Here is a 25,836-nt window from a genome sequence, read left to right on the forward strand (position 1 = left end):
CACCGGACGGTCGTCCCGGCACATCGTCGCCGAAACGCGGCGCCCGGGGAGGTCAGCTCTTGTCGACGCTGTGCCGTCCGCCCGACTTCTCGTCGGCCTCCATGGCCTCACGCAGGCTCTTCGGCCGCATGTCGGTCCAGTTCTTCTCCACGTACTCGAGGCACGCGGCCCGGCTTTCCTCGCCGAAAACTACGCGCCAGCCTGCCGGCACCTCAGAGAACGTGGGCCACAGTGAGTGCTGGTCCTCATCGTTCACCAGCACGTAGAAGCGGCCTTCTTCGTCATCGAATGGATTGGTGCTCATCTCGCCTCGCTTGTCGCATACGTGTCCTGTGCGTTCACACTAGCAAGCGTGCCGTTGCGGCCACGCCTTGTTACGACAGATGTAACGATCTCTCCCGCCCGCACGGCAACGTTCGACAGGAGCGACGACGTGATTCCGTGCGTTTTCTCCGTGCCGCCCTGCAGATAGATTCCCGCTGTGACGTCCGGTGAAACCGCCAATCTGTAATCTCGGCCCACGTCGCGCGGCGGGTGGGTTTGCGGCGCGAGATCGCCGAGTAGAGGTTCGAGGGGTGCGGGGGTGAAACCGGTGGCCAGAATCAGTGCGTCGCAAGCGAGAGTGTCGGTGAGGCCGTCCACGCCGCTGCGGACAGCCACCTCGATTCCGTCCGAAGTCTCGTCGACGGCAATGATCTCCGACGCGCGACGCATGAACAGGCGACGACGCCCACGAACGCGTTCCTGGTATTCGGTCGCGTAGAGCTCGTTGATGAGCTCGATGTCGACCACCGAATAGTTAGTACTCCTATGGACATCCAGCAATCGCAGACGCTCCGCCTCCGGGGCACCGTGCAGATCGTCCACCGCCTCCGGATCGAAGATGCGGTTGGCGTACGGACTGTCGTCGGCCGGGCTGTACCCGTACCGCGAGAAGACGCTGTGGACTTCGGCTTCGGGGTAGTTTCCGTGCAGGTACTGCACAATCTCGGCGGCACTCTGACCCGCTCCGAGGACGACGAACCGATGGTGGACCGGGGCCGGCATCTCACCGAGCCGGAACAGGAACTGGTGGTTGTGGAAGCACCGCGCAGAGGGGTTGGCCCACTCGGGGATTCGTTCCCGCAGACCGGCGCCCATCACGACGTTGCGCGCGATCACCGTGCTGCCGTCGGCGGCGCGGACCTCGAAACGGTCGATCACCCCGTCGTCGCCGCGGATTCCGCGCACGGTCTCCACCGCGGTGCCGTATCGCACGTCGGCGTCCACTCGGCGTGCCGCCCACTGCAAGTAGTCGTGAAACTCGTGACGAGTCGGGAAGAAGGTCTGGTGATTGACGAAGTCGACGAGGCGACCCTGATCGAAAAGGTAATTGAAGAAGGTGAATGCGCTACGCGGATTCCGGAACGTCACCAGGTCCTTCGGAAACGCGATCTGCATCGTCGCGCCGTCGAGAAGCATCCCAGGATGCCACCCGAACCGATCCTGCTTCTCGAAGAACTGCGCGCTGATCCGCTCGCGCGGGGGGCACTCCGCATTGTGCTCCTCGATGGCAATGGCCAGGGCGAGGTTAGCGGGACCGAATCCGACACCCACGACATCTCGCACCGGGAGATCTGTACCGACCGTTTCCGGCGATTCACTCATAGCTCGTTGTCCGTCCTCGACGCCGCGCCGCACCCGACCCAGCCGCCGTCCGCCTTCGAAAAGATAGTGAAGCCTATCCTTATTTCCAGCACAGTACCAAGTACTTCCGGCCCTCGCGGCGGCGAACTCCGCCCCGGAACTGCGATCTGGATCACTCTTGATCATCGGGATCCTTCCGCCCACACGGTGACCAGCGACGACAACTCCGACGCCCAGCCACGAACCGTCTCGGCGTCCAGCACATCCGAGGAGAACGAGAAATACGCGTGGACGGGTCCGTCGCCGATCGGCTCGTAGAAACTCAGCGTCAGGTCCGAATCCGGAACACCCACCGGCACCGGCATCAACCCACCCAGCGCGTCGAGACGACCGAGCCTGGCCTGCTCGTGATGAACGAGCATGACCTGCGGACGCAGCACCGCGGTCTCACCGACCGCCTCCACGACGTCGGCGAACGCCACATCCTGGTTGTCCAGCGCGTCGAGATTCGCGGTACGGACACGCCGCAGCAACTCCACGGGATCGGGATCACCGCTCGTATCCGTTCGCAACAGAACGATATTGAAGAAGCAGCCGACCAGCGCGTCCAGCGCCTCCTCCGTGCGTCCCGCGACGAGTGACCCCAGCGGAATGTCCGTGCCCGCGCCGTGCCGTGTCAGCACGGTGGCGAGTGCGGCCTGCAACACCATGAACAGGCTGGTGCCCGTGTCGCTCGCGAACCTCCGGGCCGCGCTGTGGAGTTCCGCGTCGATCTCGACCGGCACGATCTCCGCCGTCCGCGGTCCGCGCCCGGCCGGGGCGGGCAGGTCGAGCCGGGACGGCATGCCGTCCAGCGTCTCCCGCCAGTAGTCGAGCTGACGCGACCGACGGCTGTCCGGGTCCTCGGGATCGCCGACGAGTGCCTGCGACCACACGACGTAGTCGGCGTATCCGACGGGCAGCGGTTCCCACCCGGGTTCCTCGCCGTGCGAGCGCGCTGCGTATGCGCCCATCAGATCACCGAGCAACGGCACCACGGACCACTCGTCGACGGCGATGTAGTGCATCGCGAGGAGCAACACCTGGGTGCCGTCGGCGCCGGTCACGAGATGCACCCGGAGCGGTGCGTGCTCGGTGAGATCGAGGGGTTCCTGCGCCAATTCGAAGACGGTGCGGTGAACGTCTCCGTCCCCGACGTCGACGAGTTCGAGGGCGGGCCGCACCGCTTCCTGCGCGACGACGGTGTCCCCGGCCTCTACGTACACGGTCCGCAGCGGTTCGTGCCGGGACGTGACGTCGTCGAGAGCCTGCGCCAGGATCTCGACATCGACGGTATCGCGAAGCTGCAGCGACAGTGCGTGACTGGCCCGCGCCTCGGCGCCGGCCGCCCGGAACTGCTTCCAGAACCGGCGTTGCGGCCCGGACAACGGCAGCGCCTCCGGTCTCGGGTCCGCTGCCGTCAGCACCGGCCTGCCGGTGGACGAGGCCCCCGCGACGAGTGCGGCGAGTTCGGCCACCGTGGAATTGTCGAACACGTCCCGGATACCGATGTCGACGGCGAACCGCCCGCGGATCCGTCCCACCACCCGCATCGACGCCATGGAGTTGCCGCCGAGGTCGAAGAAGTTGTCGTGGATGCCCACCGACGGCAGATGCAGGATGTCGGCGAACACTGCGGCGATCTCCTTCTGCTCCGACGTCTGCGGGGCGCCGTCCCCGGTCAGGGCCGACCAGTCCGGCAGCGGAAGCGCCTTGCGGTCGAGTTTGCCGTTGGGTGTCAACGGGAGATCGCCGTCCAGCACGACCACGAGAGTCGGCACCATGTAGTCGGGCAACCGCGCGGCGGCGTGTTCCCGCACCGCCTGCGGATCGATCTGCCCGGCTCCGTGACCGTCGGCCGGTGTCACATAGCCCACGAGCCGGACGATGTCGCCGGACCGGTCCGCGACGACCGCCGACTGCTTCACCACCGGATGGCTTCCGAGGGCCGCGATGATCTCGCCGAGTTCGATGCGGAATCCGCGGATCTTCACCTGGTCGTCGACGCGTCCGAGGAAGTCGATGTTGCCGTCGGCCCGCCAGCGCGCCCGGTCACCGGTCCGGTACATCCGGGTGCCCGCGTCGCCGAAGGGGCTGGGCAGGAACCGTACCGACGTGAGGTCGGGCCGGCCGAGGTAGCCGCGGGCCAGTCCGCGTCCGGCGATGTACAACTCGCCCGCCACTCCCGGCGGTACCGGCTGCAGGCGGTCGTCGAGGACGTACGCCTGCTCGTTGGGATCGGGGATGCCGATCGGCACGGCCGAGTTCCATCCGGGTTGCGCCTGCCACAGCGTGTTGTTGACGGTGGCCTCGGTGAGGCCGTACGCGGCCAGCAGGTTGAGCCGTTCCGCCCAGCGTCCGATCAGTTCCGGCGGCACGGTCTCGGTGCCCACCAGCACGGTGCAGCCCTCGGGGACGTCACACCCCGACGGCAACGCCGCCAGCAGTGACGGCGGAATGATCGCGTGCGTCACGGCGTGTGCGGCCATGAAGTCGGTGAGTTCCGGTCCGGCGACGCGGGACTCGTCGGGCACGATCACCAGGCGGGATCCCGTGCACAGTGCCATCGACAACTCGAAGACCGCGACGTCGAATCCGATCGACGCGAACTGCATCACCACCGAACCGGGGACGAGCTTCATCCGCTGTTCGGCGGTCGCGACGAGGCTGGGGATCCCGTCGTGAGTGAGGATCGCGCCCTTGGGTTTACCGGTGGAGCCCGACGTGTAGATGACGTACGCGGCGTGGTCCAAGCCCTGCGGGGGCTGCGGCACCTGCGGGGCGGGGCCGGTCTCGAGTTCCGCGACGACGGACGCGTCGTCGAGGAGAACGCGAGCGAGGCTGCCGACGTCCGCGATGCGCGGGCTCTCCCCCACCGTGGTCACCAGCACCCGCGCGGCGGAGTCGGCGAGCATGTAGGAGATGCGGTCGGATGGGTGGTTCAGGTCGAGCGGAAGGTACGCGGCCCCGAGTTTCAGCACCCCGAGCACGACCGAAACCATCTGCGCCGACCTCGGGACCGCGAGTCCCACAACGTCTTCGGCGCAGACGCCGCGGCGATGCAGCAGTGCGGCGATTCGGTCGGCGCGAACACTCAGTTCCGCGTAGGTAACCTCGCCGTCGCCGTCGACGACGGCCACGACGTCCGGGGTCGCGGCCACGTGGCGGGCGAATGCCTCGTAGAACGTCTCCTCCGCCACCGGCTGTGCGGTGTCGTTGAACCCGCGCACCACGAGTTCGCGTTCGTCGCCGAGGAACACGTCGAGGTCGCCGACCGTGCGACCCGAGTCCGACGCGAGGGCGTCCAGCACCACGACCTGCCTGCGCGCGATCTTCTCCGCGGTGGCCCGGTCGAACAGGTCGGAGCCGTATTCGAAACGCAGCTCGACCCGGTCGTCGTCGAGGTACTCGGTGAAGTTGAACACCAGGTCGAACTTGGCGGTGCGTTCCTCGAACGCCACCGGGGCGAGGGCCAGTCCGGGTGCGAGCGCCGAATCGGACGTCCGGCTGTGGTAGCCGACCATCACCTGGAACAGCGGGTTCCGGGCCAGGGTCCGCGCCGGATTCACCTTCTCCACGACGGTTTCGAAAGGGACGTCCGCATGCGAGAACGCCGCCAGGTCGGTGTCGCGGACCCGTGCCAGCAGCTCGTCGAACGTGGGGTTGCCGGACACGTCCGTCCGCAGCACCACGGTGTTGACGAAGAATCCGATCAGGTCGTCGAGACCCTGTTCGCTGCGACCGGCGACCGGCGCGCCGATCGGCAGGTCGTCGCCCGCTCCGAGACGGTGCAGCAACGCCGCCGACGCCGCGTGCAGCACCATGAACATGCTGGTTCCCGACGTCCGCGCGAGCGCACGCAGGGCCCGTGTCGTCGCGGCGTCGAGCGTCGTCTCGATCGCGCCACCGGCGAAGCTGGGCCGCGCGGGCCGGGTGCGGTCGGTGGGGAGCACCAACTCCTCCGGCGCACCGTCGAGAGTCGTCGCCCAGTAGTCGAGTTGACGGCTGACGAGGCTGGACGGGTCCTGCGGATCACCCAGAACGTCGCGCTGCCACAGCGTGTAGTCGGCGTACTGCACGCCGAGCGGCTCCCACGCCGGCGCCGAACCCTGCGCGCGAGCGGCGTACGCCGTCATCAGGTCCCGCAGGAACGGGCGGTCCGACCATTCGTCGGTGGCGATGTGGTGCAGCACGATGGCCAGCACGTGTTCGTCCGCGACCCGGATGAGGCTCGCGCGCACCGGGATCTCCGTGGCCAGGTCGAACGGGCGGCCGACGGTCTCGGTGATCAGCCGGACCAGATCGGCCTCGGTGCCGTCCACCACCGCGACGTCGGGGCGGGCGTCGTCCAGGATCACCTGCACCGGTTCACCGTCGTGCTCCCCGAACACCGTTCGCAGCGATTCGTGCCGCGACACGACGTCGGTCAGCGCCTGCTCGAACAACCCGGGGTCCAGTGCACCCTGCAGTCGCAGGACGATCGGGAAGTTGTACGCGACGGCGGGGCCCGCCCCATCCCGAACCGACGCGCCCTCCATCTGCTGGAGCAGCCACAGTCGTTGCTGCGCAGCGGAGAGCGGCAGGTGCTCGGGACGCGGCCGAGCCACCAGTACCGGACGCGTCGATCCGGTGTCGTCGCCGATCCGGGCGGCGAGTTCCGCCACGGTCGGTGCCTCGAACAGGTCGCGCATGGTGAGGTCGGTGTCGAGTGCGGCCCGTGCCCGGCTGATCAGCCTGGTGGCCAGCAACGAGTGACCGCCGAGGTCGAAGAAGTCGTCGTCGACCCCGGGGGCGGGGACGCCGAGGACCTCACCGAACAAGGCGGACAGCACCCGTTCGGTGTCGGTGCGCGGTTCCGTGCGCGCGCCGCCGCTGCGGCCGAGCACGTCGTCCGCCGACGGCAGCGCCTTGACGTCGAGCTTGCCGTTGACCGTCATCGGCAGGCTGTCGACCTTGATGACCGCGGCGGGCACCATGTAGTCCGGCAACGTTGCGCGCAGCGCCTGTGAGTACTTGTCAACGTCCCGCGGTTGATAAGTACTCACGGGGACGGCGTAGCCGACCAGTCGCTTGAATCCACCCGCACCGGAGTCGACCACGACAGCCGCCTGGCGCACGCCGTCCAGCGCTTCGAGCGCGGACGCGATTTCGCCGAGTTCCACCCGGTGACCGCGGATCTTCACCTGATCGTCGGTCCGGCCGAGAAAGTCGAGATTCCCGTCCTCACGTCTCCGGACGAGATCACCCGTCCGATACATACGTACGGATTCCCGGAACGGGTCGGCGACGAACCGCTCCGCCGTCAGTGCGAACCGGTCGAGGTAGCCGCGCGCCAACCCGACCCCGGAGATGTACAACTCACCGGGAACGCCGTCCGGGACCGGACGCAACCAGGCGTCCAGCACGTAGGCGGACGTATTCCAAATCGGGGTGCCGACGGTGGGTGTCGCGCTGTCCGCGGTGCCGGCGCCGAGGGTGTTGATCGTGTACTCGGTGGGACCGTACAGGTTGTACCCGACCGTTCCGTCCGTGTCGCGCAACCGGTTCCACACCGAATCCGGCACTGCCTCACCGCCGAGGAGCACCAGCGGCGGCCGGTGCCGCCCCGGACCGTCGTCGAGCAGACCCTCCTCGACGAGGTGCTGGGCGTACGTCGGCGTCACGTTGACGACGTCGATCGCGTGGGCGTCGCAATAGGTCACGAGCGCCTCGGCGTCACGCCGCAGATTCTCGTCGCAGATGTGGACCTCGTGACCTTCGACCAGCCACAGCAGTTCCTCCCACGACATGTCGAACGCGAACGACACGCTGTGCGCGATGCGCAGTCGCCGGCCGCCCGCAGCGGCCACGACGGGTTCGAAGATCGCCTCACGATGGTTGAACTGCATGTTGGTCAGGCCGCGGTACGGGGTGACGACGCCCTTCGGCTTGCCCGTGGACCCGGACGTGTAGATGACATACGCCGGATGGTCCAGGCGCCCGGGGGTTCCGGGCGCGAATCCGCCGAGTTCGGCCTCCGACAGCGGTCCGGACGCGACCGCGCCGACGTCCAGAGTGTCGACGGTCAGCGTGTCGACCGTCGCAGCGGCGAGGGTTCCCGCGACGTCCGACGTGGTGACCAGGACCGTCGGACGCGCGTCGTCGAGCATCGCGACGAGGCGCTCGGCGGGGTGGTCCAGTTCGAGCGGCAGATACGCGGATCCGGTGCGCAGCACGGCGAACAGCGCGACCACCATCTCCACCGCCCGCGGCAGCGCGAGTGCGACGATCCGCTCCGGGCCCGCGCCGCGGCCCAGCAGGAGCCGGGCCATCCGGTTCACGTCGGCGTCGAGTTCGGCGTAACTCACGGTGCGGTCCCCGAACACCAGGGCCGTCTCGTCCGGTCGGAGTCGGGCCGCGTCGGCGAACAGATCGGCGATGGTTCTGTCGGGCAGAGCCTTCCGTTCGAACGGCGCGGGCGTTGCGGCACCGGCGATTCCGCCGACCACACCCGACAGGTCGGTGGACCACTCCTCGAGCACGGTCAGGTACCGCGACAGCATACGTTCGACCCGCGACTCCGAGATCTTCTCGGGGTGGAACTCGAACTTCACCTTCACGCTCGCGCCCGGCGTCACGACGACCGTGACCGGGTAGTGCGTGTGATCGATGCTGTCGCCGCCGCTGATGTCGTGCGCCGCATCGAGCGCCGCCACCTGCTTCTCGTCCACGAAGTTCTGCAGGACGTACAGCACGTCGAACAGCTGCCGGTGCTCGGAGACCCGCTGGATGGAGGCGAGCCCGAGGTAGTCGTACGGGGTCAGCGCCAACCTCTCCGACTGGATTCGCCGGAGCAGGTCGGCGACGGTCTCGCCGGCGCGCAGCGTCGTCCGGACGGGGACGGTGTTGAGGAACATTCCCGCCACCGCGTCGATGCCCGGGACCTCCGGTGGGCGCCCGGCCACGGTGGTGCCGAACACCAGGTCCCGGCGTCCGGTCTCGATTCCGAGCACGACGGCCAGCGCGGCATTGAGCACCGCGTTGAACGTGACACCGGCACCGCGGGCACCGGCACGGAGCCGTTCGCTCAGTTCCTCGGACAGCACCGCGTCCCGGCGCTGGGGTGGCTGCGGCTCCCCCACGACGGTCGCGGCCAGCAGCGTCGGTTCGTCGAGCCCGCCGAGCGCGTCGGTCCACGCCGACTGCGCGGCACCGGAGTCCCGGGTGGCCAGCCACTGCAGGTAGTCCTCGAAAGATCCTTCCGGGGCGGCGAACCCGGAGTCGTCGCCGCCCGATTCGTAGAGGGCGAGCAGCTGGCTGACGACGAGGCCGTTGGACCATCCGTCCCACAGCAGGAACTGCCGGTTGATCACCAGTCGGTCGTGGGAGTCGCCGAGCCGCAGCACCATTGCCCGCCACAGCGGCGGGGAGGTGAGGTCGAACGGTGTCAGCCGGTCCTGTGCGGTCAGCTGTTCGGCGTAGGACGCACGTTCAGGCTCGTCGAGTTCCCGGAGGTCGAACTCGGCGATGGGCACGTCCAGGCCGGCGGCGAAGAACTGCACCGGCGCGGGCAGGCCGGCACTGACGAATCCCGCTCGCAGCGTGGGGTTGCGTCGCTGCAGGGTGCGCAGCGCGGCGGCGAGCCTGTCGGTGTCGAGGCGGTGCGCGAAGTCGAGTGAGAACTGTGCCGTGTAGATGTCGGCGCCGGAGTCGAACCCGGCCTGGAAGTAGAGGCCCTCCTGCAGCGGCGACAGCGGCAGCACCGTGTCGACCCCACTCGGGCTCGCCTCGACGATCCGGGCGATCTCCTCCTGCGTCAGCTCCACGAGGGGAAGGTCGGACGGTGTGAGCATCGCCGGTCCGTCGTGTTCTCCTGCGGCGTCGGCCAGTTCACGAAGTGCCGACACCCAGCCGTCGCTCAACGCGACGACGTCGGCCTCGCTCAGGTCTGCGTCCGACCAGGCGAAGACGGCCTGCAGTTCGGTGCCCCGCTCGGACTCCTCGCACAGGGCGTTGATCACCAGCCGGTAAGGGCCACCGAGATCGGCATCGGGATCGGTTGCCAGCGAGTCGGATTCGACCGCGGGCGTCCAGGGTCCGGGCACCGCGTGCGGCATGCGGCCCAGGTAGTTGAACAGCACCTGCGATTCCGCCCGTGCCGCCAGAAGACCCGCGGTGCGCGCGTTGACGTACCGCAGCATGCCGTAGCCGATGCCGCCGTCGGGGGCGCCGCGCAGCTGTTCCTTGACGTCCTGGAGCGTCTCGAGTGCGCCCGTCCGGCTGCGCAGCCGGACGGGGGTGACGTTGGTGATCCAGCCGACGGTCCGGGAGAGATCCACGCCCTCGGTGAGTTCTTCGCGGCCGTGCCGCTCGAGGTCCACCAGCAGGTCGTTCTCGCGTCCACGGCCGGCGAACCACCGGTCGGCCGACAGTCGTAGCGCCGCGAGCAGCACATCGGTGACGTCGGCGCCGACCACGGCGGGAACGGTGGTCAGCAGCGCCGTCGTGAGTTGCGGGTCCAGGAGGACCGTCCGCCGTGCGCCGCTGCTCACGACCGCGTGCCCGTCGGTGTCGGCCACCAGGTCGGCACCGGGTTCGGTGACGCGCAGCCAGTGGTCGAGTTCGGCGAGCCGGGCGGGGTCCTGCGCCTGCTCGGTGACGATGCGGGCGAATCCGCGCAGCGACGTGGGCACCGGGTCGAGCGCGGCGTCCTGGCCGCTGTCGGCCGCCACCCACGCCATGGCGAGGTCCTCGATCAGCGTCCGCCACGACACCCCGTCGATCACCAGATGGTGTGCGACGAGGAGGAGCCTGCCCAGCTCCTGCGGGCCGGCGTCGAACCACACCGCCGACAGCATGGTGCCGTCGTCGGGGTCGAGCCGATCGGTGGCGGCGTCGGATTCTGCTGCGACGGTTTCGCGCAGCGCGGCGGCGTCGAGTCCGGTGACGTCGACGCGACGCAGTTCCAGGTCTGCGGATTCGGTGATCTCGAGCGACCACACACCCGGCGCGTGCCGGGTGAGCTTCTGCCGCAGGCCGTCGTGGTGACCGATCACCGAGTGCAGGGCGGCCGTCAGGACGGTAGTGCTGGTTCCCGCCGGTGTGTGGAGCAGAACGGCCTGGTTGAAGCGGTTCTTTCCGCCACTCCATTCGGACAGCCGATGGACCACCGGTAGCGGCGGCAGGACACCGGTGCCCGACTCCTCCACGCGCGGGGCCGACGCGACGACGGTGGCCGCGACCAGCCGCGCGAGCGCGGCCGGCGTCCGCTGTTCGAAGATCTGCCGCGGGGTGACGGTGATTCCCTCCCGGCGAGCGAGATTCACCAGGCGGATGGCGAGGATGCTGTCGCCGCCGAGCGCGAAGAAGTCGTCGTCCACCCCGACGGTCCCGAGACCGAGAACCTCGGCGTAGTGGGCGGCCAGCACCCCCGCCGGTCCGCTGTCCACGACCGGCGCGGACGTCGCCTGCGCGGAGAAGTCCGGTGCGGGGAGGGCTTTACGGTTCAGCTTGCCGCTGGGGCCGAGCGGAAACTCGTCCAGCATCACGAACGCGACGGGCACCATGAATTCCGGCAGCGCCGTGGCCAACTGCGCACGGACGTCGTCGGGGTCGGCGTCGCCGACGACGTATCCGACCAGCTGCTGCTGACCGGGCCGGTCCGAGCGCACGACGGCGGCAGCCTGCCGCACTCCGGGGCAGGCGGCCATCTGGGCTTCGATCTCGCCCAGTTCGATGCGGAAGCCGCGCAACTTCACCTGATCGTCGATCCGGCCGAGGTATTCGACCGCACCGTCGGCGTTGACCCGGGCGACGTCCCCGGTGCGGTACATGCGGGACCCGGTGTGGGAGAACGGGTCGGCGACGAAGCGCTCGGCGCTCAGCCCGGGCCTGCCCAGGTAGCCGCGGGCCAGCTGTGGCCCCGACAGGTACAGCTCACCGGCCGCACCCGCGGGCACCGGCTGCAGATACCGATCGAGCACGTAGAGACCGGTGTTGGACGTGGGCAGGCCGATCGGCACGGACGGCGCGGCCGCGTCGATTCCCTGCACCGACGCGGCGTAGCTGACGTCGACCGACGCCTCGGTCGGACCGTAGAGGTTGTCGAGTTCCACTCCCGGCAGGAGTTCGGCGACGCGCCGCGCGGATGCCACGGGAAGCGCCTCACCACTGCACGAGATGATCCGCAGCCCGGTGCACCGGGCTGCGGCGGGCTCGGCAAGGAACACCTCGAGCATCGAGGGCACGAAATGCACACGCGTGATCGACTGCCGGACGATGACGTCGGCGAGGTACGCCGGGTCCTTGTGGCCGTCCGGCCGCGCCAGCACGAGGGTCGCCCCGGCGAGGAGCGGTCCGAAGAACTCCAGCACCGACACGTCGAAGCTGGACGGCGTCTTCTGGAACACGTTGTCCGTAGCGGTGATCGGACGGAACCGCTGAACCCACAACAGACGGTTGACGATGCCGGCGTGCGGCACGACGACCCCCTTGGGCCGTCCCGTCGAGCCCGACGTGTAGATCACGTAGGCGGGGTGCTGGGGCACGAGCGCGACACCGGTCAGCGGCTCGGGCGAGTACCGGTCGGCGTCCGACACCCGGACCTGCGGAACATCGGACCCGGAGAACGGCACGGTGCCGTCGGTGAGGACGCACACCGGTTCCGCGTCCTCCAGCATGAACGCCAGCCGGTCGGCGGGGTAACCGGTGTCGAGTGGAACGTAGGCGCCGCCCGCCTTCCCGACCGCGAGGAGCGCCACCATCAGTTCCAGCGAACGGGGCAGTGCCACCGCCACCTTCGACTCGGGTGTCACCCCGCGGTCGACGAGCAGCCGGGCGAGGCGGTTCGCGCGCGCGTGCAGTTCGGCGTAGGTGAGGTGTTCGTCCTCGAACACGACGGCCACCGCGTCGGGTGTCCGGGCGGCCTGCTCCTCGAGCAGCGCCGTCACCGTCGTCTCGGGGAACTCCGCCTCGACGTCGCGCAGTGCCGCGTCGATCGGCTCACGCGACGCCAGCACGACGGAAGACACGTTCTGGTCGACGTCCCGCGTCAGCTCCGCGAGATACGCCACCGTCGACTCCGCGAATCGGGTCGCGGTCGCCGCATCGATGCGGGCGACGTCGTATTTCAGCTCGAGCGTCAGCGCGTCACCGGGCACGACGATCAGCGTCATCGGGTACGGCGGGTGCTCGTCGAACCGGATGCCGGTCAACTGCACCGCACCGGTGGGATCCGCCACCGCGCCGTCGCCGAGCGGATAGTTCTCGAACACGACGAGCGTCTCGAACAGGTCCTGCAGTCCCGCTTCCCGGCGCAGCTCGGGCAGGCCCAGGTACTGGTGGTCGAGCAGCGTCGACTGCTCCTGCTGCCACCGGGCGAGGGTCTCGGCCACCGTGTCGGTCGGCCGGTACCGCAGCCGGGTGGGCACGGTGTTGATGAACAGGCCCACCATGGTCTCGATACCGGGAAGGTCGCCGCCGCGGCCCGACACCGTCGAACCGAACACCACGTCCTCCCGGCCGGTGAGGCGACCGAGGACCAGACCCCACGTGCCGTGCACGAGCGTGCTGAGCGTCAATCCGCGGGCCCGGCCCACCGCGGACAGCGCGACGGTGGCGTCCGACGGCAGTGTCGCCCGGACACTGTGTATCCCGGACTCTCCCTTCGACGACGGCTTCGGAAGTTCCACCGGCTCGGAGGCATCGGCGAGCGCCTCCCGCCACACGGCGAGCGACGCCCGACGGTCGCGCGCATCCAGCCATTCGAGGTAGCTCCGGTACGGCGTGGGCGTCGGCAGCGCCAGCAGCTTCCCCTCGACGCTGTAGAGGGCCATCAATTCCCGCAGCATCACCGGCACCGACCATCCGTCGGCGACGATGTGGTGAATCGACTGCAGCAGAAGAAACTTTTGGTGTTTCACCCGCGCGAGCGTGTAGCGCAGCAGGGGGCCGCGACCGAAGTCGAAGCCCCGGGCCCGATCCGCCGCCAGCACCTGTTCCACGCGCTGCTCCGGATCCGCGACGCCGGTCAGATCGAGCACCTCCATCGGCACCTGGACGTTCTCGCCGACCACCTGCACGACTCTGCCGTCCGAGACCGCCCGCACTCCGACGCGGAGGGCAGCGTGCCGGTCGACGACCGCCTGCAGCCCACGGTGCAACGCCGCCGCGTCGACGGGCCCGGTCAGTTCGATCACCTGCTGCACCACGTACGGGTCCGTGCCCGTGTCCTCGAATGCCGACTGGAAGTAGATGCCCTCCTGCAGCGGTGTCAACGGAAGCACGTCGGCCGCCCCCGCCAGCGCGTCCACGTCCGGCTGTGTCAGCGACACCAGTGGGAAGTCCGACGGCGTGTGACCGCCGAGACGGTCGACTCCGGCCAGCACCCGCAGCACCGCGGTCCACTCGTCGGCGAGCGCCAGGACGGCGTCACGGGTGAGCACACCGGGCGCCCACGTCAATGTCGTGCGCAGGACTGGGCCGTCGGCGCCGTCCTCGGCGATCACGTCGAACGCCAAGGCGTGTCCGAGCGGCATCCGCGAATCGTCCGCGCCGCCCATCGCTCGGGGCAGCCAGTCGACGCCCGCCGCGGACGTCACCCGACCGAGATAGTTGAACAGCACCTGCGGGGTCGGCGCGTTCGCGAGTTCCGGCTTCGGGACACCGAGGTAGCGCAGCGCGCCGTAGCCGAACCCGGAACCCGGGATGCGGCGCAACTGCTCCTTCACCGCCTTCAGCGCGTCGGCGATTCCAACCTCGTCCGCCGCTGCGCCGGGGTCGAGCACCACCGGGTAGACGGTGGTGAACCAGCCGACGGTCCGGGAGAGGTCGAGGGCGGGTCCGTCGCTGCGGCGCACGAGGTCTTCCTCGCGTCCGTGCCCCTCGAGATCGAGGAGCACGGGGCCCGGCTCTCCGTCTCGCCACCTCTGCAGCGCCACCGCGGCCCCGGTGAGGAGCGCGTCGTTGACGTGGCCGTGGAACGCTGCGGGCACGGTGGAGAGCAGCGGCCGGGTGAACTCCGGAGGCAATGTCACCGTGAGGGTTTCGGCGTCGCCGGCGAGGTCGAGGGCGGGATCGAGCGCACGCGACCCGAGGAGCGGGTCTTCCGTGGTCGCCGCGTCCGCCCAGAAGGACAGTTCGTGGTCGAAGGCACCCGACCGCGTCTGCTCGTCGAGCAGCTCGGACCAGCGGCGCAGCGACGTTCCGACCGGAGCGAGTTCGGGAACGCCGCCCGCCGCCACCGCTGATCCCGCGCGGGCGAGGTCTTCGAGGATGATGCGCCAGGACACCCCGTCGACCACCAGGTGGTGTCCGATCAGCAGTAACCGGCCGGGACCGTCGGCCGCGACGAAGAGGACGGCCTGCACCATCGTGCCCGCATCCGGGTCGAGCCTTCCGACGGCCGCCCGTGTCTCGATGTCGAGTTGGTCCGCGCTGCCGTCGAATTCGACCACCCGCAGGATTCCGTCGACCGCCGCCGGGGACGGTTCCGGCACGGACAGCGTCCAGCGGTCGCCCCCGCGGCGGAGGCCGCTTCCGTTACCGCGGACGAGGGTCGCGCGCAGGGCGTCGTGCCGCGCGAGAACCGCGGCGAGCGCCGCCGTCGCGGCGTGCTCGTCGAGGGCGGCGGGAGTCTGCACGAGCACCGACTGGTGGAACGCGGCGATCTCGCCGCCCCGCTCAGCGGTGCGGGCGACGATCGGGGTGCTGCGGACTTCACCGATTGCGACGTCGTCGGAGTCCACGGCGGCCGCGGTCCGGCCGTCCTGGACCCGGGCGAGCGCCTCGGCGGTACGGAGCTGGAAGATCTCCCGCGGGCTGATCGAAAGACCTTCCCGCCGAGCGTGGTTGACCAGCTGGATCGCGACGATGCTGTCGCCACCCAACGCGAAGAAGTCGTCGGTGACACCCACCGACTCCACCCCGAGAACACCCGCCATCAGCGCACACAGGGTTTCCTCGGCGGCGGTGCGGGGCGCGACGTTCTCGCCGGCCGCGCCGAGGTCCGGCTCGGGTAGTGCACGCCGGTCCAATTTTCCGTTGGGGGTGAGCGGGAACCGATCGAGGACGACGAACGCCGACGGCACCATGTACTCCGGCAGCTTCGACGACGCCCAGACCCGCAGTTCGGCGACGTCCGGTACCGTATCCTGCTTCGGCACCACGTAGGCCGCGAGATACTTTGCCCCCGAGGGCGTCTCCCGCACGACGACGGCACTGTGCCGGACGTCGGGATGGGACACGATGCCCACCTCGACGTCCTCGAGTTCGAGTCGCATGCCCCGGATCTTCACCTGATTGTCGGCGCGGCCGAGGAAGTCGAGGGACCCGTCCGGCGCCCACCGCGCGAGGTCACCTGTTCGATACAACCGGGATCCGTCGTTCGCGAACGGGTTGGCGACGAAGCGGGACGCCGTGAGCCCCGGAGCGTCCACGTAACCGCGGCCGAGAAGGAATCCGCCGGCGTACAGCTCACCGCCGGTGCCGAGCGGCACCGGGTTCAGGTGTTCGTCCAGCACATACAGCTGCGTGTTGGGGTTCGGGCGGCCGATCGACGTCGCGATCCGCTCGGAGTCCTCCCGATAGATCACGTGCGACACCCCGATCGTCGCCTCCGCGGGGCCGTAGCCGTGGTACAGCGTGATGGCGAGCTGCGATCGGAACCTCTCGAACAGGCGCGGAGTGAGAACCTCACCGCCGCACCACACATGCTTCAGCGCCGCCAGCCGATCCGTAGCCCGTGACAAGTCGAGTAGCACGTCCAGCATCGACGACACGAGATAGACGAACGTCACCGACTCGCCGGCGATCAGGTCCAGCAGATACTGCGGGTCCCGTTCCCCACCGGGTTCGGCCACCACCAGCCGGCCACCCGCCACCAGGGGCAGCAGGATCTCGTTCACGGAGATGTCGAACGACAGTGGCGCCTTGAACAGCGACGCGTCCGAGGGTCCGAAGCCCAGGATCTGGTCGCGTTGCCACAGCAGCCGCGCGCAGACGGCCTCGTGACGGATCATGGCGCCCTTGGGCCTGCCCGTCGAACCCGACGTGAAGATGACATACGCCAGCCGCGAACCCTGCACGGTCACTGCGGGCGGCTCGGTGGACTGGTCGGCGTACGCCCACGCCGCGAGGTCGACCGGCACGGCCCGCTCCCCCGCGTCGGTGACTCCGCCGGGTCCGGTGAGAACGAGCGCCGCCCCGGCGTCCGCGAGGACCGAGGTCCGGCGGTCCTCCGGCCACGACGGGTCGAGGGGCACGAACGCCCCACCCGAGCACATGACGGCGAGCAGTCCGATCACCATCTCCGCCGATCGCGGAAGACCCACCGCCATAACTGTTTCCGAGTCGACACCGCGGGCGCGCAGGTGGTGGGACAGCTGCGCCACGCGTTGCCCGAGTTCCCGGTAGGTGAGCCGGATGTCGCCGGCGATCAGGGCCTCGGCATCCGGTGTCCGCGACACCTGAGCATGGAACAGGTCGGGAACCGTCACCGATTCCTGCGGGGACGCCGTGTCGTTGAACTCCACCAGCAACTGCCTGCGCTCGGCCTCGGTCATCGGATCGAGCGACGCGATGGGCTGCGACGGGTCGGCGACGAACTGCCCGACGAAGTGCTCGAGCCGGCGGCGATGCTCCTCGAGCTCGGCGCCGAGACCGGCCGGGGCCCGGAGGTCGATCTGGATGGGCTCCGAATCCTGCCCACCGCGGATGGAGAAATCGAGGTCACGGACCGGTCCGGTGGCCGAACCCCGCACCCACGCCGGGAAACCGCCGAACGTCAGCGAGTGCTCGAACATCATGGAATTGATTCCGGGACCGAAGATCTGACGGTCCGGATCGATCGACCGCAGATCGCGGGCGAGGTCCTCGCCGCGATAGCGCCCGTGCCGCAGCACCGAGATCAGCGTCGTGTCGATGCGGGTGGCGAGTTCGCCCACGGTCATCTCAGGATCCACCTGCACCCGGAGCGGCAGGATCGTCGAGCACATACCCGGGATGCGGCGCAGCTCGCGTCCGACCCGCGCCGTCATCGGCAGCGACAAGGTGAGGTCGCCGCGGCCGGTGAACCGGTGGATGTACGCCACGACCGCGGCGAGCGGCAGCCGGGTGCGCCTGATCCCGGCGTCGGAGGCGAAGGTGTAGATCGCGTCGGCGTCGTCCCCGTCGATCTCGACGAGGGCGGAGATCGGCGACCCGGAGTGGTCGACGACCTGCGGGAGCAGCCGAGGCGGCTCCGGGGCGTCGATCACCTGCTGGATCCAGAAGGCGCGGTCGGACTCGAAGCGCGCCGACGCACGGTAGTCGCGGTCGGACGTCACGAGAGTGTCGAGGGGCCACGGCGCCGTGGACGTCTCGAGTTCCGGGTGCTCGTATCGATCGACGACATCGGCCACGAGGAGGGTGATGCCGTATCCGTCGATGAGGCTGTGGTGGTAGCGCTGATACCAGATCACCGACTCGTCCCCGGTGCGCAGCAGGGCGTGCCGGAACAACGGTTCGCCGCAGTCGATGTCGACCACGGTCTCCATGTCGCGATCCATCCACGCGCGCGCACTCGCTTCGGGATCCTCGTCGCCACGCAGGTCTACGACATCGAGGGTCCACTGGCCCGGAGCCGTCGGCACCTGCAGCAGTTCGGTGTCGGCGCCTCGCTCGAAACGCACGTGCAAGGCTTCGGCTCGTTCGACGGTCTTCCGGATCGCCGCGGAGGTACGGTCCAGGTCGATCCGGCCCGCGACCTCGACGACGAGCGAGAGGTTGTAGACCGGGCTGCCCGGGTTCAACTGCTGCCCGACCCACACCTCGGACTGCGCGGCCGTCACCGGCAACGCGACAGACGTCGAACTGACGCGAGCCGAGTGAGAAGTGCCCTCAGCCGAAGTGCGCTGTGGGCGAGCAGCCGCCGAGTGGTCCGGAGACATGGGTGATCCGATCGTCCGTCGAGAGCGCCCGTCCAACGACGGGCACCCGAAGGAGTTTAGGTTAGGCTACCCACTAGCAACAAGCCGGTTGCCGGCAAGTTCACAGGCGCGGGTTATCACAGCGGTAATTCGTGTTCAATCACCACGAACGCGTGTCCCTCGCACCGCCGGCAGCTTTTACCGCACCGAAGCGGTCCCGGCGTCGAGTTCGACCGTGTAAACATACCGCTCGTTCGCGGCGTTGGCACACGAGCGGCGGCGTCGACACCCAGGGGCAGCCGCCCAGCAACCTACTGGTGCCAGACCGCGGTGTTCCCACCTCGACGCTTGGCTGCGTATAGGGCGGTGTCCGCATGATGGAGCAGTTCGTCGACCGTGAGAGCCGACGTGCTGCGCGCCATCCCCACGCTGATCGTCACGACGAGGAGTTCGTCGCCGACGTCGATCGGCGTCGTGATCGACGCAAGCATCCGGGTGACCACGTCGTCGACGTCGAGTTCGTCGATGTCGGGCAGGATGGCGACGAACTCGTCGCCGCCGAGCCTGCCGACCGCGGACGGAGCGCGCATCGCGTGGCGCAAATGCTCGGACACCCCCTGCAGGATGCGATCACCGACGCGATGCCCCCGGGTGTCGTTGACGTCCTTGAACCCGTCGACGTCGAGGAACAACGCGACCGCAGGCCCCGCACCGGGCTCGAACAGGCGCTGCAGATGCTCGGTGATGGCGGCGCGATTGAGCAGTCCGGTGAGACTGTCGTGCGTGGCCTCGTGCAGAAGAAGGGCGTGTGCCTCCGCCGCCTGCTGCTGGGCGGTGACTTCCGCGGTGACGTTCCGGAAATGCACGACCAGTGCACCGGAGTCGGCTGCCGCGGTCACCTCGATCGTCATCCCGGGCGAATACAGCGAGTCCACCCGCGTCTGCTGCTCCCGGCCGGTGGCGAGAACCTTGCGGCACAGTGCGTCGAAGTAGCTGCCGCGCGTTTCCGGAAGAACCTCGGTGACGACACGGCCGAGCAGTTCGTCCCGCGACCGCCGCACGTGCCGCAGGCAGCCGGAGTTGACGTAGATGATCCGAAGGTCCCCGTCGAGCGCCATGAACCCCAGGGCCACCCGATCGAGCAACGACGCGAGCTGCGCGTCCCGGCCGGCCACGTGCCCGAGTTCGATGACCACTCCCGTCAGCTCCACAGGGGCGCCGGACGCATCGGTGGTGACGTCGATGCTGCGGGTGAGGATGTACCGGGTCGACCGATCTGCCAGCACGATACGGAACACACACTCCGCGCCGACGGATCCGGCGGTGTCACCGAACATGCGACGCACCGCACCGATGTCTTCGGAATGGACCCGCTCCCGCCACAATTCGAGCGGTGGGCGGGAACCGTCGTCCTCGAAGATGGCGGCGGCCTTTTCATCCCACCACAACGCCCCGTTCACGATGTCGTACCGGACGATGCCCACCCCGAGGCGCGGAATACCCAACGCCATCAGAATCTCGCCGTCACCGTGATCGCCCCCCCAGCCGCTCGGAACTGTCAGTTGGCGAGGAACTCGAGCAGCACCTTGTTCACCACTTCAGGCTGTTCGAGGTAGCCGTAGTGCCCCACGTCGGGGATCTCGTAGTACCGAGCCGACGGGATGGCCTCGGCCACCTCACGCGACAGATACGGCGGAATCATCCTGTCGTCGGCGAAACCGATGGACAGGCACGGCGTCGTGATCGCCCGGTAGGCCTGCCTACGATCGAAGCTGCGGTCCATCTCCATCTGCGCGCGCACGCCGTCCGACGTCCGGCCACCGCTGAACTCGAACAGGTCGAGCCAGTCGCGGGCCGTGTGCGGGTCGACGAGCGAGGCGGGCGACAGATTCATCACGGCAGTCACCGCGGCCCGGTACTTGGCCGGGAGTTCGACCCCACTGTCGTGCAGGGCACGCTCGCCCTCGGTGAGGGTCTGCTGGAAGTAGTCCATGCGGGCGTGACCGGCGAGGAACGCCGCCTTGTGCACGAGGTCGGGCCGGGTCAGGGCCAGTTCCTGCGCGACACGGGCACCCATCGAGGTGCCGACGACACGCGCCGGTCCGCCGCCGAGGTGCTCGATCAGTCCCGCGGTGTCGGCGACGAGATCGTCCATGGTGATCCCGCCGAGGCTCTCACCGGACGGCGCGATGCCCCGGTTGTCGAACGTGCAGACACGGTAGCCGGCGTCGATGAGCGCAGGGGTCTGATGCAGATCCCACACCCGTCCCGGGCTTCCGGTTCCCATGATGAGCACCACTAAATCGCCGGATCCCTTGACCTGGTAATTCAGGGGGATCCCGTTGATCGTGGCGATCGTCATGTTGCCTTCCTTCCATGGGCGGTCTCACCGAATTAGGTTGGATAGCCTAAGCTGGCTTCGCTGCCGCTCGCATGCGGCGCTGACCGACAAGCTCGTCCAGGAGGACCGCGTTGAGAGTCGCCACACTCGGATATCAAACCTGGGGTCACCGTACCCTGCAGGCCCTGCTCCAGTCCGACCATGAGGTCGTCCTCGCGATCACCCACCCCAAGAGCGACCACGTCTACGAACAGATGTGGGCGGACTCCGTCGCCGACCTGGCCACCGAGCACGGGGTGCCCGTGCACATCGCCACCAAGCCGGACGAAAACTTCAAGGCCGCGCTGAAGCAGGCCGACCCCGACATCGTCGTCGCCAACAACTGGCGCACCTGGCTGCCACGGGACGTCTTCGACTCTCCCCGCTACGGCACCCTCAACATTCACGACTCGCTCCTGCCCAAGTACACAGGATTCTCCCCGCTCATCTGGGCGCTCATCAACGGTGAAGAAGAAGTAGGCCTCACCGCGCACCTGATGGACGAAGAACTCGACGCCGGCGACATCGTTTTGCAGAGGTCGACGCCCGTCGGGCCGTCGGACACCGTCACCGATCTGTTCCACCGCACCGTCGACATGATCGGCCCGATCACCCACGACGCACTCGAGCTGATCGCGTCCGGTCGCACGGACTGGACGCCGCAGGACCGCTCGCAGGCCACGTTCTTCCACAAGCGTGCCCCCGAGGACAGCCTCATCGACTGGACGTGGCCCGCCGACGCGATCGAACGGCTCGTCCGCGCGCAGTCCGACCCGTACCCGAACGCCTTCACCCATTACAAGGGACAGCGTGTCCGGGTTCTGAAGGCCGCCGTATCCGAAGGAAATTACGGTGGAACGCCCGGGCGTGTCTTCATCCACGAAGGCGACGGAATGGTCATCGTCGCCGGACCCGACGCTCGCACGGGCCGGAACAAAGGCCTCAAGATCCAGCGCATCCGGCTCGACGACGGCACCGAACTCGCCGGAACCGACTTCTTCCCCCACGGCGGCGGCTACCTCAGCTGACGCCCGTGCGCCTTTCTGGTAGCGGGAGCCACCAGAAAGGCGCACGGGGCGGAACGCCCTACCGACCCTCCCACGCCGACCAGAGTTCGGCGTAGCGTCCGCCGGCAGCGACGAGATCGGCGTGCGGCCCCTGCTCGACGATCCGGCCGTGTTCGAGGACGACGACCCGATCGGCGGCGGCCGCCTGCGTCAACCGGTGGGCCACCACCAGCGTCGTGCGACCACGGGTCGCCGCCTCGGCCGACGCTTCGAGTTCCCGCGCACCCGCGCTGCCTGCTTCGGCCGTCGCCTCGTCCAGGATCGCGACCGCCGGGTTCGCGAGGACCAGTCGCGCCAGAGCCAATTGCTGCGCCTGGGCGGCGGTCAGCTCGTGGCCGCCCTCCCCGACCACGGTCTGGACGCCGTCGTCCAGTGCGTTCACCCAGCCGTCGGCGCCGACGGCTTTCAGTGCCATCGCCGCGTCCTCCTCGGAGGCGTCGGGTGCGCCGAGCCGAAGGTCGTCGATCAGCGGTCCGGCGAACACGTGGACTTCCTGGCTGACGATGGCGACCCGGCGGCGGAGACCACCCGGCTCCAGGTCCGGCAGCGCGGCGCCGCCGATGCGCACCGAGCCGGACGTCGGGACGATCGAGCCGGCCGCAATCGCCGCGACCGTCGTCTTGCCCGCCCCGGTCGAGCCGACGAGGGCGACGCGTTCACCGGACTGCACGTGCAGGCTGATGCCGTGCACCACTTCGTGGCCGCCGTCGTAGGTGTGTCGCACGTCGGCGAGTTCGAGCGTCGAATCCGCGGACTCCCGGACGGCGGCACTCCCGGTGCTCGACTCGTCGTCGAGGTCGACGACGCCGACGAGCCGGGCCAGGCTCGCTCCCGCCGACTGCACCTCGTCGAACGTGTACATCAGCATGCCGATCGGATTGAACAACCGGTGGAAGAGCAGTGCCGCGGTGGTGGTCTGCCCGACGGTGACGATCTCGGCATTCACCAGTGCGAATCCGGCGGCGAGGATGGTGGCGAGCCCCACGAACTCGGCCCGGTTGCCGCGTCCCGCGAACCGGGTGAACAGTGCGAAGACGCCGACGGACAGGTCGCGGGCCTTCTCCGACGCACCGTTGATCTGCGCCAGATGGCTGTCTTCCAGACCGTAAGCGCGCACCGTCCGGGCGCCCTGCATGCTGCTGATCAGGGCCTGCGAACGCTCCCCCATCGCGACACGCTCGGCGGCGTACACCGGCGCGGACCGCGGCAGGTACCAGCGCATCGCCAGCGCATACATCGGCAGCGCCACCATGCCCGCGAGCCCGAGCCGCCAGTCGATGCCGAGCATCGTGACCATGCTGAGCACCACCAGCAGGACAGCCGTGACGAGGTTGGGGACCACGTCGGTGACGGCCTTGCCGATCACCGCGACGTCGTCGCCGACCCGCGACAGCAGGTCGCCCTTGCCGACGCGTTCGACCGTCTGGATCGGCAGCCGGAGCGCCCGGTCGACGGTGCGCTCGCGCAGATCCGCCAGGATTCCCTCGCCGAGACTGCGGATCAGGAACGACGCGAACCCGGCACACACGCCGCCGATCACCGCGGCGGACGCGATCACCGCGACCACCCACCCGATGGTGGACGGCGGCGCACCGTCCTGCACCCGGTCGACGAGGACGCCGAAGACGTAGACGGGAACCAGCGCCATGCCCGCCGCGACGGCGGCGACCAGCAGGGTGAAGACGCTCCGGCCGCGGCGGTGTCCCAGCTCGGACTTCAGCCAGGCCCACGTGTCGCGTGCGTTCGCGATGGGCAGCAGTTCACTCATCGCAGGACCGCCTGACGGTAGTTCGCGTTCTCGGTCGCCAATTGCGAGTGTGTGCCCTCGCCGACCACCGTTCCGTCGTCGAGGACGACGACGCGGTCGGTCACGGACAGCAGCGCGGGGCTGCTCGTGATGAGGATCGTCGTCTGCCGGTCCGCGGAGCCGCGATGCCGCAGGTCCGCGATGCCGCCCGCGATCGTGTGTTCGGTGACCGCGTCCACGGCGGTCGTCGGATCGTGCAGCACCATCACCGGCGACTGCGCCACCAGTGCACGTGCGAGGGCGACCCGCTGCCGCTGACCCCCGGACAGCGAGGACCCGCGGTCGGCGACCTCGTGGTCGAGCCCCTCGGGGTGTGCTTCGACGACGTCCACCGCCGCGGACGCGGACAGCGCCGCCTGCACCTCGGACGCCGTCGCGCCGGGCCTGCCTGCGGTCACGTTCGACGCGACGGTTCCGGAGAACAGGTCGCCGTTGTGCGGTTCGACGAGCAGCGCCCGGCGGGCCAGCGCGAGATCCGCGTCCGACAGCCGCACTCCGCCCACCGTCAGTTCGCCTTCGTACCGGTCGGGCGGAACCTGCCCGGAGAGCAGCGCGGCCAGCGCCTCCGCGTCCTGCGGGCGGTACGCGACGACCCCGAGCAGTTCGCCGGGGGTGACCCGGAGGTCCACCGCGCTCAGGGACCGGTAGGACACCCTGGTCAGGCTGAGCTCGCTGCCGTCGAGTGTCCGGCCCGATCCGGCGGGCAGCAGAGGTTCCGCATCGAGGACCAGGGCGAGGCGGTCCGCCGACGCGCGGGCGAGGGCGAGGAACCCGGGCAGACCGGCCAGGACGCCGAGCGGTTCGATGAAGAACTGGGACAGTCCGACGACGGTGATCAGCTCGCCGATGGTGATGCGCCCCTCGAGGGCGAACCAGCCTGCGACACCCGCGACACCGACGGCGAGGAGGGCGCTGACGGTCATCGACACCCCGGCGAACACGGCGGAACTCTTCGCCGTGTGCAGGGTGGCGCCGAGCGCCTCGCGGCTGGCCGTCCGGTATCGCCGCGACGCCGACACCTCGGCGCCGATCCCGCGCAAGGGGCGGAGCCCGCTGACGAGGTCGGTGGCCATGGCCGACGCGCGCGCGACGGCGGCCTGCTGATCGGTGGCCCGGCGGGTGATCAGCGGCGCCGCGAGCTGGAGGAGACCGAGGATGACGGGGGTGCCGATCAGAACGGCGAGTCCGAGCGGCACGTCGATCAGCAGGAGGGCGACGGCGGATCCGATCGCCGCGGTGAGGGCCGCCGCGGCCCGCGGTGTGATGTCCGCGATCCAGGCCGCACGGTCGGCGTCCGACGTCGACACGGACAGCAGCTCACCGGCACGCAGGTCGGTGCGCACTCCCCGCGGGTCGAGGATGCGGTGCGCCACCTCCATCCGCAGCTGGTGCGCCTCGTTCTGCATCGCCACGACGATGAACCGGGCACCGAAACGCCACGCCGCGGTGAGCACCAGGAACAGCAGCGCCAGGGCGCACAGCCACACCGCGAGAGCGAACACGTCCCCGGTCGCGACGGCCCGGTCGACGATCACGCCGATCGAGATCGGGACCAGCGTCTCCGCCACCTGATGCAGGCAGACGAGCACGGTGCCGATCCCCAGCCGAACACGATTCCGCACCAGCGTGCGACGCAGAATTGCGGTGCCACCAGTCTTCACGCGCGTAACTCCCAACGCCGACGCTTCCCCACCCACCCACCAACCAAGTAAGCAGACCCTAACTAGATGAACCTTAATCGATGGGCAACTAGCGTTGACATGCCCGGTTCTCATAGAGTCGCCGATACGAACTACTGCGCGTGACGCAGCAGCAAGCCCGAGAGGACAAAGATGGCCGCGAAGACGACCGCCGAAAACGACATCGCGGACGAGGATCTCGAACCCCTAGCCGACGAGACCGCCCGCCAGGCGCAGCGCGTTGTCGCTGCATACGCCGAAGATGCCGACGAGTGCAGGATGCTGCTCTCCATGCTCGGAATCGGACCCACCAGCAAGCTCGACTGAGAATTTCGTCCACTTCGACTGCGAAGGA

9 protein-coding genes are annotated in these 25,836 nt (G+C 69.0%); 2 read left to right on the forward strand and 7 right to left on the reverse strand.

Annotated elements, in window-relative coordinates; genetic code table 11:
• Positions 1 to 52 precede the first annotated feature (52 nt).
• The 5 genes from HGB39_RS10985 to HGB39_RS11005 all read right to left on the reverse strand — a co-directional run bounded on the left by HGB39_RS10985 (position 53) and on the right by HGB39_RS11005 (position 20,910).
• Complete coding sequence (locus HGB39_RS10985) at positions 53 to 304, reverse strand: MbtH family protein (protein ID WP_005244517.1); 252 nt, start codon at positions 302 to 304, stop codon at positions 53 to 55.
• Positions 301 to 1,647, reverse strand: coding sequence for a lysine N(6)-hydroxylase/L-ornithine N(5)-oxygenase family protein (locus tag HGB39_RS10990; protein WP_005561481.1), 1,347 nt, complete (start codon positions 1,645 to 1,647; stop codon positions 301 to 303). The genes HGB39_RS10985 and HGB39_RS10990 overlap by 4 nt, the downstream gene beginning before the upstream one ends.
• Before the next feature lie 161 nt (positions 1,648 to 1,808).
• The gene (locus HGB39_RS10995; RefSeq protein ID WP_064080301.1) at positions 1,809 to 18,569 is read right to left on the reverse strand and encodes a non-ribosomal peptide synthetase; all 16,761 of its coding nucleotides are present in this window, start codon (positions 18,567 to 18,569) and stop codon (positions 1,809 to 1,811) included.
• 290 nt (positions 18,570 to 18,859) lie between these two features.
• The gene (locus HGB39_RS11000) at positions 18,860 to 20,059 is read right to left on the reverse strand and encodes a sensor domain-containing diguanylate cyclase (protein ID WP_054245870.1); all 1,200 of its coding nucleotides are present in this window, start codon (positions 20,057 to 20,059) and stop codon (positions 18,860 to 18,862) included.
• A 47-nt stretch (positions 20,060 to 20,106) separates the two neighbouring features.
• Positions 20,107 to 20,910 carry an alpha/beta fold hydrolase gene (locus HGB39_RS11005; protein ID WP_005244521.1) on the reverse strand — a complete coding sequence of 268 codons (804 nt, stop codon included), beginning with the start codon at positions 20,908 to 20,910 and terminating at the stop codon, positions 20,107 to 20,109.
• 110 nt (positions 20,911 to 21,020) lie between these two features.
• Here HGB39_RS11005 and HGB39_RS11010 point away from each other — a divergent pair, with 110 nt between their 5' ends.
• Complete coding sequence (locus tag HGB39_RS11010; protein WP_064080302.1) at positions 21,021 to 21,956, forward strand: methionyl-tRNA formyltransferase; 936 nt, start codon at positions 21,021 to 21,023, stop codon at positions 21,954 to 21,956.
• 58 nt (positions 21,957 to 22,014) lie between these two features.
• On the opposite strand, the gene HGB39_RS11015 is transcribed toward HGB39_RS11010, so the two are convergent.
• Both HGB39_RS11015 and HGB39_RS11020 read right to left on the reverse strand, forming a co-directional pair.
• A complete protein-coding gene (locus HGB39_RS11015; RefSeq protein ID WP_005562676.1) occupies positions 22,015 to 23,763 on the reverse strand; it encodes an ABC transporter ATP-binding protein in 1,749 nt (582 codons plus the stop codon).
• Complete coding sequence (locus HGB39_RS11020) at positions 23,760 to 25,463, reverse strand: ABC transporter ATP-binding protein (RefSeq protein WP_005562674.1); 1,704 nt, start codon at positions 25,461 to 25,463, stop codon at positions 23,760 to 23,762. The genes HGB39_RS11015 and HGB39_RS11020 overlap by 4 nt, the downstream gene beginning before the upstream one ends.
• Positions 25,464 to 25,634: 171 nt before the next feature.
• On the opposite strand from HGB39_RS11020, the gene HGB39_RS11025 reads away from it, so the two are divergent.
• Complete coding sequence (locus HGB39_RS11025) at positions 25,635 to 25,808, forward strand: hypothetical protein (protein WP_005262874.1); 174 nt, start codon at positions 25,635 to 25,637, stop codon at positions 25,806 to 25,808.
• Positions 25,809 to 25,836: the final 28 nt, after the last annotated feature.

The organism is Rhodococcus opacus, assembly GCF_012396235.1.
Lineage (GTDB): Bacteria > Actinomycetota > Actinomycetes > Mycobacteriales > Mycobacteriaceae > Rhodococcus_F > Rhodococcus_F opacus.

Excerpts from the sequence above, each read along its gene's own strand:
- HGB39_RS10985 (WP_005244517.1), bottom strand. The coding sequence starts at position 304 with ATGAGCACCAATCCATTCGATGACGAAGAAGGCCGCTTCTACGTGCTG.
- HGB39_RS10990 (WP_005561481.1), bottom strand. The coding sequence starts at position 1,647 with ATGAGTGAATCGCCGGAAACGGTCGGTACAGATCTCCCGGTGCGAGAT.
- HGB39_RS10995 (WP_064080301.1), bottom strand. The coding sequence starts at position 18,569 with ATGTCTCCGGACCACTCGGCGGCTGCTCGCCCACAGCGCACTTCGGCT.
- HGB39_RS11000 (WP_054245870.1), bottom strand. The coding sequence starts at position 20,059 with ATGGCGTTGGGTATTCCGCGCCTCGGGGTGGGCATCGTCCGGTACGAC.
- HGB39_RS11005 (WP_005244521.1), bottom strand. The coding sequence starts at position 20,910 with ATGACGATCGCCACGATCAACGGGATCCCCCTGAATTACCAGGTCAAG.
- HGB39_RS11015 (WP_005562676.1), bottom strand. The coding sequence starts at position 23,763 with ATGAGTGAACTGCTGCCCATCGCGAACGCACGCGACACGTGGGCCTGG.
- HGB39_RS11025 (WP_005262874.1), top strand. The coding sequence starts at position 25,635 with ATGGCCGCGAAGACGACCGCCGAAAACGACATCGCGGACGAGGATCTC.